Annotated in this window: 8 protein-coding genes, 1 tRNA gene and 1 pseudogene; 5 read left to right on the forward strand and 5 right to left on the reverse strand. The window is 67.5% G+C overall.

All coding sequences use genetic code 11. The features are described from left to right. Both KBY78_RS14750 and KBY78_RS14755 read left to right on the forward strand, forming a co-directional pair. Window positions 1-1,847: ABC transporter ATP-binding protein/permease (locus KBY78_RS14750; protein WP_255144274.1), on the forward strand; the 1,847-nt coding region annotated here is incomplete at its 5' end. Then, window positions 1,847-2,047, forward strand: coding sequence for a chlorophyll a/b-binding protein (locus KBY78_RS14755; protein ID WP_006172069.1), 201 nt, complete (start codon window positions 1,847-1,849; stop codon window positions 2,045-2,047). The genes KBY78_RS14750 and KBY78_RS14755, both read left to right, overlap by 1 nt. 3 nt (window positions 2,048-2,050) lie before the next feature. Here KBY78_RS14755 and KBY78_RS14760 read toward each other — a convergent pair whose 3' ends face one another. From KBY78_RS14760 to psbX, 4 genes are all read right to left on the reverse strand, one after another. Next, a complete protein-coding gene (locus tag KBY78_RS14760) occupies window positions 2,051-2,581 on the reverse strand; it encodes a hypothetical protein (protein ID WP_255144275.1) in 531 nt (176 codons plus the stop codon). Next, window positions 2,578-3,117, reverse strand: a complete 540-nt coding sequence (locus KBY78_RS14765; RefSeq protein WP_255144276.1) for a Tol biopolymer transporter periplasmic protein — start codon at window positions 3,115-3,117, stop codon at window positions 2,578-2,580. Before KBY78_RS14765 ends, KBY78_RS14760 begins: the two co-directional genes overlap by 4 nt. A 23-nt stretch (window positions 3,118-3,140) precedes the next feature. Beyond that, a complete protein-coding gene (locus KBY78_RS14770; protein WP_255144277.1) occupies window positions 3,141-4,058 on the reverse strand; it encodes a Ycf66 family protein in 918 nt (305 codons plus the stop codon). A gap of 93 nt (window positions 4,059-4,151) precedes the next feature. Continuing rightward, complete coding sequence (gene psbX, locus KBY78_RS14775; RefSeq protein WP_006172065.1) at window positions 4,152-4,274, reverse strand: photosystem II reaction center X protein; 123 nt, start codon at window positions 4,272-4,274, stop codon at window positions 4,152-4,154. 77 nt (window positions 4,275-4,351) lie between these two features. On the opposite strand from psbX, the gene KBY78_RS14780 reads away from it, so the two are divergent. Next, window positions 4,352-4,678: a YggT family protein gene (locus tag KBY78_RS14780; protein WP_006172064.1), complete on the forward strand. Its 327-nt coding sequence runs from the start codon at window positions 4,352-4,354 to the stop codon at window positions 4,676-4,678. A 38-nt stretch (window positions 4,679-4,716) separates the two neighbouring features. On the opposite strand, the gene accC is transcribed toward KBY78_RS14780, so the two are convergent. Beyond that, window positions 4,717-6,081 (reverse strand): acetyl-CoA carboxylase biotin carboxylase subunit, encoded by a 1,365-nt coding sequence (accC, locus tag KBY78_RS14785; RefSeq protein WP_255144278.1) that lies wholly within the window; start codon window positions 6,079-6,081, stop codon window positions 4,717-4,719. A 126-nt stretch (window positions 6,082-6,207) separates the two neighbouring features. Here accC and KBY78_RS14790 point away from each other — a divergent pair. After that, window positions 6,208-6,289, forward strand: a tRNA-Leu gene (locus KBY78_RS14790). A 17-nt stretch (window positions 6,290-6,306) separates the two neighbouring features. Next, window positions 6,307-6,865: pseudogene (locus KBY78_RS14795) on the forward strand (glycosyl transferase); the annotation flags it as partial.

Genomic DNA, 6,865 nt, shown 5'->3' on the forward strand with positions numbered 1-6,865 from the left:
CCGGTGCCTGGATCCCCGAGCTGCGCAACCGCTTCCTGCCTGGGGTCCCCGAGCAGGTGGCGGCGATCTGGAGCGGACCGATCGGCGTGGTCGTGATGGTGTTGTTTGTCGCCGGCCTCTCCTGCTTCGTGGCCCTGCGGGGCAAGCTGCGCCAGGGACGCTGGCTGCCCTGGCTGCTCCTCGGCGTGATCGCCCTGCTGATCCTGGTGATCAATGGCATCAACGTGGGCATTAGCTACATCGCCCGGAACATCGACAACGTTCTGGTGGCGTACAAGGAAGAGGAGTTCTGGAAGATCGTTGCGATCTACGCCTTCTGTCTGGTGCTGGCCCTGCCGATCCGCGCCATCCAGAGCTACCTGATCCCGAAGCTGGGCCTGATGTGGCGGGAATGGCTGAGCGGCCGCATGCTGGGCCGCTACCTCACCAATCGGGCTTACTACGTTCTCAATCCCAACGACGAAAGCATCGAGGAGATCGACAACCCGGACCAGCGGATCTCCCAGGACGCGGCCAGCTTCACGGCCACCAGTCTGAGCGTGACGGTGGAGATCATCGCCGCCCTGCTCACCTTCTTCAGTTTCATCATCGTTCTCTGGAGCATCAACCAGACCCTGGCCCTCTGGCTGCTGGCCTATTCGGTGGGCGGCACAGCCCTGATCGTGTTCGCCAGCCGCAAGCTGGTGAACCTGAACTATCAGCAACTGAAGCTGGAGGCTGATTTCCGCTATGGCCTCGTCCACATCCGCGACAATGCCGAATCGATCGCCTTCTACCGCGGGGAGCGCCAGGAGCAGAAGGAGGGTGAACGCCGCCTCGACGGGGTGATCGTCAATTACAACCGGCTGATCATCTGGGAAGCCCTGATCCAGGTGATCCAGCGCTCCTACGACTACTTTTCCCGCTTTCTGCCGTGGCTGGTGATCGCGCCGATCTACTTCGCCAAGCAGGTGGACTTCGGCGTCTTCGGCCAGGCCAGCATCGCCTTCTCCCAGGTGCTGTTCTCGGTCAGTTACATCGTCAACAACATCGACCGGCTGGCGGCCTTCTCCGCCTCCATCAGCCGTCTCGAGGGCTTCCAGGGCAAGGTGGAGGCGATCAATGCCGAGATGGCCGAGTTCGTGGCCGCCGAGCAGGCCTCCGCCGGAGGCGCCATGGGTGCCGCTGCCGCTGCCGTGCGTCCCGAGTCGATCCTGGTCAGCCATGTGGATCTTGTTCCGCCCCGCACCAGCCGCCTGCTGGTGAGCGATCTCAGCCTGGAGGTGACGGCCAATCAGCGGCTGCTGGTGGTCGGGCCTTCGGGCTGCGGCAAAACCTCCTTCCTGCGGCTGGTGAGTGGGCTCTGGCCTCCGGCCGCCGGCCATGTGCAGCGCCCGCCGGTGGGAGAGCTGATGTTCATTCCCCAGAAGCCCTACATGCTGCTGGGCAGCCTGCGGGAGCAGCTCTGCTACCCCCAGCCGGCTGATCGCTTCAGCGACGACCAGCTTCGCCACGTACTCGAGGAGGTGCGCCTGCCCGAACTGGTGGGCCGCTACCCCGATCTGGATATCAAGCAGGACTGGCCCCGGTTGCTGTCGCTCGGCGAGCAGCAGCGTCTGGCCTTCGCACGGCTGCTGCTCAACTCCCCCCGCTTCGTCGTCCTCGACGAGGCCACCAGCGCCCTTGACGTAGCCACCGAGAAGGCCCTGTACGAGCTGCTGGTGGAGCGGGAGATGGCTTTCGTGAGCGTGGGCCACCGGCCCACGCTTGTGGCCTTCCACGACACCGTGCTCGAGCTCGATGGCCAGGGTGGCTGGCGGCTGCAGCCCGCCGCCGGTTATGACTTTGGCCGCAACCGTGAGACCTGATGTCATCTCCAGCTTCTGCCAGCGACCCTGAGGCCATCCCCGCCACCAGTGCCACCACCTCCGAGGTGCCGGCGTTCGGATGGAGCGGTTACGCGGAGCGGGTGAACGGTCGCTTCGCCATGCTCGGCTTTGCTGCCGTGCTGCTGATCGAGGCCCTCAGCGGTGACACCTTCCTCCACTGGGCGGGCCTGGTGCCCTGAGTCTCAGGGCAGCTCGATCAGGTCCACCTGCCAGAGTCCGGCCCGGCTGACCTGCACCGCCAGCATGCGGCCATCGGCGCTCAGCTGCGCCTGCCGGGGCACTCCGGGCGGATCCAGCTGCAGCGGCTGCAGACTTTCCCGGCTGCGGCGGTAGAGCGCCAGTTCGGTGCGGCCGTCGCGCTGGCGGATGAGCGCCATCCGTTCACCGTTTGCATCGACACTGATGTTCAGGGGCTGGGCGTCGGGGCGGTTCAGGCCAGGCAGGGGTACGGGCCGGTTCTGATCCAGGTCGATCAGCTCCACCCGCTCGCGTCCGTCTCGGCCGCTGATCAGGGCCAGCCAGCGGCCGCTCAGGGAGGGATCGCGGTTGCTGCCGTTCTGCTCCAGCCGTTGGTTGATCGCCGGCAAGGGGCGCAGGGGCGTGGCCGCGCAGGCTGTGACCAGTCCGGCGAGTCCGGCGGCCAGCAGGATCAACCCCATCTGTGCCAGCCCAAGTTGAGCGGCGCCTGAGTCTTCGCGCCCCAGGGGTGTCATGGCGCTGCTCCGGCCGGAGTGCGCAGCAGCTCTCCGGCCGGCGGATCCACCTCCAGCACACCCCCCAGCTCGAACACCTCCACCCGCCAGCGGCCAGCGGCCACCAGTTGCAGGGCCAGGCGCTGGCCGTCGGGGGCCAGGCTCAGCCTCACCGGCTCACGCCCGCCCGGTAAGGGCAAAGGCAGCAGCCGGTTGGTGAGGCGATCTTCAATCACCGCAAGGCGCCGGTTGCCCCGCTGCACAATCAGGGCCAGGTAGCGGCCCCTCCAGCTCAGGGAAGGGGAACTGTGGGGCTGCCAGCGGCTGAGGTGGCGCAGGGGCAACACCCTTCCATTGCCGCGCTCCTGCAGCAGCACGGTGGAGCGGCCCTGGCGCTCAATCACGCTGGCCAGCAGGCGACCATCACCGCTCAGGGCTGGATCCTGGCGGCTGAGGTTCGATGGCCAGCCAGCGGCGGGAGCTGGCCTGGATCGGCGGGCCCAGGGCAGGGAGCATGCGCTCAAGAGCACGGCCAGGGCCGTCGCCAGCGCCGCCAAGGAGCCAGCCCTAGGCCGGGTGATCAGCTGTCGAAACGGGAGCTGTTGTCCCGGGGCCGGCTGCTGGAGGGGGTGGGCCGCAGGGGGGTGTAGTCGGCATCGCTCATGGGGGTGGCTTGGCTGCCACTGCCACCGGTTGGAGTGCGGATCGGGGTGCCCTGGGGCACGCCAGGGACGGGGCTGGAGGCCGGTTCCGTGGCGCCGGCAGGGCCGGGCCGGCGGCTGGAGCGTGGCATGGTCTCGCTGCTGGGAACCGGCCGGCTGCCGCGGCGGGGCTCGACCCCGCTGTCACGCTCTCGCCGACGGGAGCCGAAGGTCGGTCCTGAGGCCGCCGCGCTGGCTGCCGCTGTTCTGGAGTCTGCGGGCCTGCGGGAGCCGTAGGACTCAGGCTCCCGGCGAGGGCTGGGCTCGGGGGCCTCCCAGCTGTTTTCGGTCGTGGAGCGGCGGCTGGCGGCCCGCTCGGGGATGGCTGGCCGGGTGGCCTCACGACGGGGCCGGTAGAAGTTCGGTTCGTCTTCTGCTTCTTCACTGAGGGGGGAGCGGATCCGCCGGCGCAGGGGCTGGGGTTCCTCGAAGCGCTCCACGTCGTCATCCCAGCCGGCGCGACCCCCCACCCTCGGCCTGGCGGGCAGGGGTTCGTCGTCGTCGAAGTAGGAGGAGCGCCGCGCCTGCTCGGTGGTGACGCCCCGCAGGCGCACGCTTTCGTAGGCGAAGAAGACGGTGGTGCCCGCCAGCAGGAACTGGCCGAACTGGAGGATCGGATCGAGCCGCCAGCCCTGGAAGAAGAGAATCCCGCCGCACAGGAGACCGACGGCGGCGAAGAAGACGTCGTAGTCGCGGGCGAGGGCTGGCTTGAAGCTCCTCATGAAATAGAGGAACGCACCACCGACGGCCAACACGATGCCGACGATGCTGGCCCAGTTCAGGCTGGCATTGACCACGTCTGAAACCTCAGGCGAACGACTTGTTCCGTCCGCCAGGGGTGAACGGCTGGTCCCAGTTTAGGGACCTGGACCCGCAGAACCAGCGGCGGCTCAGAGCTTGCGGTCGACCTGGTCGTTCTGGCTGATCAGCACCAGGGCGATGCTGATCGGAATCACCACGATCATCGCTCCGTACACGAGGCTGCTGAGGAAGTTGGAGAGGGAGGGGGTCATGGCGCCATGAGATCCGGCTGGGATCTTAGGCAGCGGCGCCCACTTCCTACGATGGGACCACCGCTGCTTACCGCTTTGTGACGGCCGTTTCCGTGCTGGCGTCTGCCCTGCCGGTGCTCCACACCGTGCTGGCCCTGGCCCTGGCGGCCTGGACCCTGCTGTTCCTGTTCCGCATCGTGCTCACCTGGTATCCGCAGGTGGACCTGAACCGGGGGGCAATGCGCCTGATCGGCTGGCCCACCGAGGGGCTGCTGCGCTTCAGCCGCCGGCTGATCCCGGCCATCGGCGGTGTCGATGTGACCCCGGTGATCTGGGTGGGGCTGATCAGCTTGCTGAGGGAGCTGGTGGTGGGTCAGCAGGGGCTGCTCACCCAGGTGCTACGCCAGAGCCAGTCCCTGGCCTGAGCCAGTCGCTGGCGAGAGGCCAGTGGTTCGTTGCCGAGTCAGGTCCGCGGATCAGCCGGGGGCAGCATCTCCTGCTCCACGAACTTGGTGTGCACATCGCCGCTCTGGAACTCGGGCCGATCCAGAAGGGCCAGGTGGAACTCGATCGTGGTGGGGATACCTGTGATCGCACATTCGCTCAGGGCCCTGCGCATGCGCTTGATGGCTGCATCGCGATCGAGCGCCCAGACAATCAGTTTGCCGATCAGCGAGTCGTAGAAGGGGGGGATTTCATAGCCCGTGTACACGTGGCTGTCGACCCGCACGCCCGGCCCCCCCGGAGGTAACCAGCCGGTGATCCGGCCAGGGGCCGGCCGGAAATTCTGCTGCGGGTCTTCAGCGTTGATGCGGCATTCGATCGCATGGCCCCGCAGCTGCACGTCCTCCTGGCGCATGCTCAGGGGCTCGCCCCCGGCGATGCGCAGCTGCTCGGCGATCAGATCAAAGCCAGTGACCATCTCAGTGACGGGATGCTCCACCTGGATGCGGGTGTTCATCTCCATGAAATAGAAGCTGCCGCTGCGATCCACGAGAAACTCCACGGTGCCGGCGCCCTCGTAGGTGATGCTGCGGGCTGCCGCCACCGCCGCCTCGCCCATGCGCCGGCGCAGTTCCGGATCCAGGGCCGGGCTGGGGGCTTCCTCCAGCAGCTTCTGGTGTCGCCGCTGGATCGAGCAGTCGCGCTCGCCGAGGTGCACCACGTTGCCGTGGCGGTCGGCCAGGATCTGCACCTCGACGTGGCGGGGCCGCTCGATGAACTTCTCCATGTAGAGGCCGGGGTTGCCAAAGGCCGCTTCCGCTTCACCCTGAGCCGCCTTGAACAGTGCCTCAAGCTGCTCGGGCTCCTGCACCAGGCGCATGCCCCGCCCGCCACCACCGGCTGTGGCCTTGATCATCACCGGGAAGCCCATGCGCGCCGCCAGCACGGAGGCCTCCTGGGCGTCCTCCAGCAGACCTTCACTGCCGGGGATGGTGGGAACCCCCACCCGCTGCATGGTGGCCTTGGCGGTGGATTTGTCCCCCATGGCCCTGATCGCCTCGGGGGAGGGGCCGACGAAAGTGAGGCCGTGGGCAGCGCAGATTTCCGCGAAGCGGTCGTTCTCGGCCAGGAAGCCATAACCGGGATGGATTGCATCGGCGCCCCGGGAGATCGCCGCGGCAATGATGTTGGGAATATTGAGATAGCTCTTGCTGCTGGGAGCTTCTCCCACGCAGACCGCCTCATCGGCCAACTGGACGTGCAGGGCGTTGCGGTCGACCGTGCTGTAGACCGCCACCGTGCTGATGCCCAGCTCGCGGCAGCTGCGCAGAATGCGGAGGGAAATCTCGCCACGGTTGGCGATCAGCAGCTTGCCGATGGGCATCCGTGGTGGGTCCAGGCCGCAGCGGACTGTATCAGTGCTGACCCTTGCCTCCTCAGGGCGGTGGAGGCCGGGACGGGCGATGGGTATATTGACGAGCCGAAGGGAGTCCAGACTCCTGACGGCCACGCGGATGTGGTGGAATTGGTAGACACGCACGTTTGAGGGGCGTGTGGCTTCGGCCTTGCGAGTTCAAGTCTCGCCATCCGCATTTTTCTTTCCCACAACTTGAGAGAGCCGCCGCTGAGCCGCACGCCCACCACAGCGATTTTGCTGGTGTGCAACGGTCCTGGCGAACTCACCACCTGGGTGCGGCCCCTGGCCCAGCGCCTGCATCGGCAGCTGGAGCTTCAACCCGTTGTTCCGGGGGCGGCCTGCTCCCTGGAGCTGGTGCTCGTGCCCTGCCCCAACGCCACCGGCAGCGAAGCGCGGGTGGCCCGCGACCTCGGCCTGTTCTCTCGCATCGTGCCGGCCCGCAAGTTCTGGGGTCTGCTGCTGAGGCCCCGGCGCCATGGACCCTGGCCGACCCATGGGGTGGTGGTCTTCCTGGGGGGCGATCAGTTCTGGACCGTGCTGCTCTCGGCTCGCCTCGGCTATCGCCACCTCACCTACGCCGAGTGGGTGGCCCGTTGGCCGCGCTGGAACGACCGCATCGCCGCGATGGGCCCCCAGGCCGCCACCCGGTTGCCTCCCCGCTGGCGCCAGCGCTGCACCGTGGTGGGGGATCTGATGGCCGATCTCTCCGAGGAGGCGCGGGCGGTGGCTCCTCTGCCCGGGGGGGAATGGG

The organism is Synechococcus sp. EJ6-Ellesmere, assembly GCF_024345875.1.
GTDB classification, from domain to species: Bacteria; Cyanobacteriota; Cyanobacteriia; order PCC-6307; family Cyanobiaceae; genus Regnicoccus_A; species Regnicoccus_A antarcticus.

Coding starts and splice junctions, on each gene's coding strand:
- KBY78_RS14755 (WP_006172069.1), top strand. CDS start 1,847: ATGTCATCTCCAGCTTCTGCCAGCGACCCTGAGGCCATCCCCGCCACC.
- KBY78_RS14760 (WP_255144275.1), bottom strand. CDS start 2,581: ATGACACCCCTGGGGCGCGAAGACTCAGGCGCCGCTCAACTTGGGCTG.
- psbX (WP_006172065.1), bottom strand. CDS start 4,274: ATGACCCCCTCCCTCTCCAACTTCCTCAGCAGCCTCGTGTACGGAGCG.
- accC (WP_255144278.1), bottom strand. CDS start 6,081: ATGCCCATCGGCAAGCTGCTGATCGCCAACCGTGGCGAGATTTCCCTC.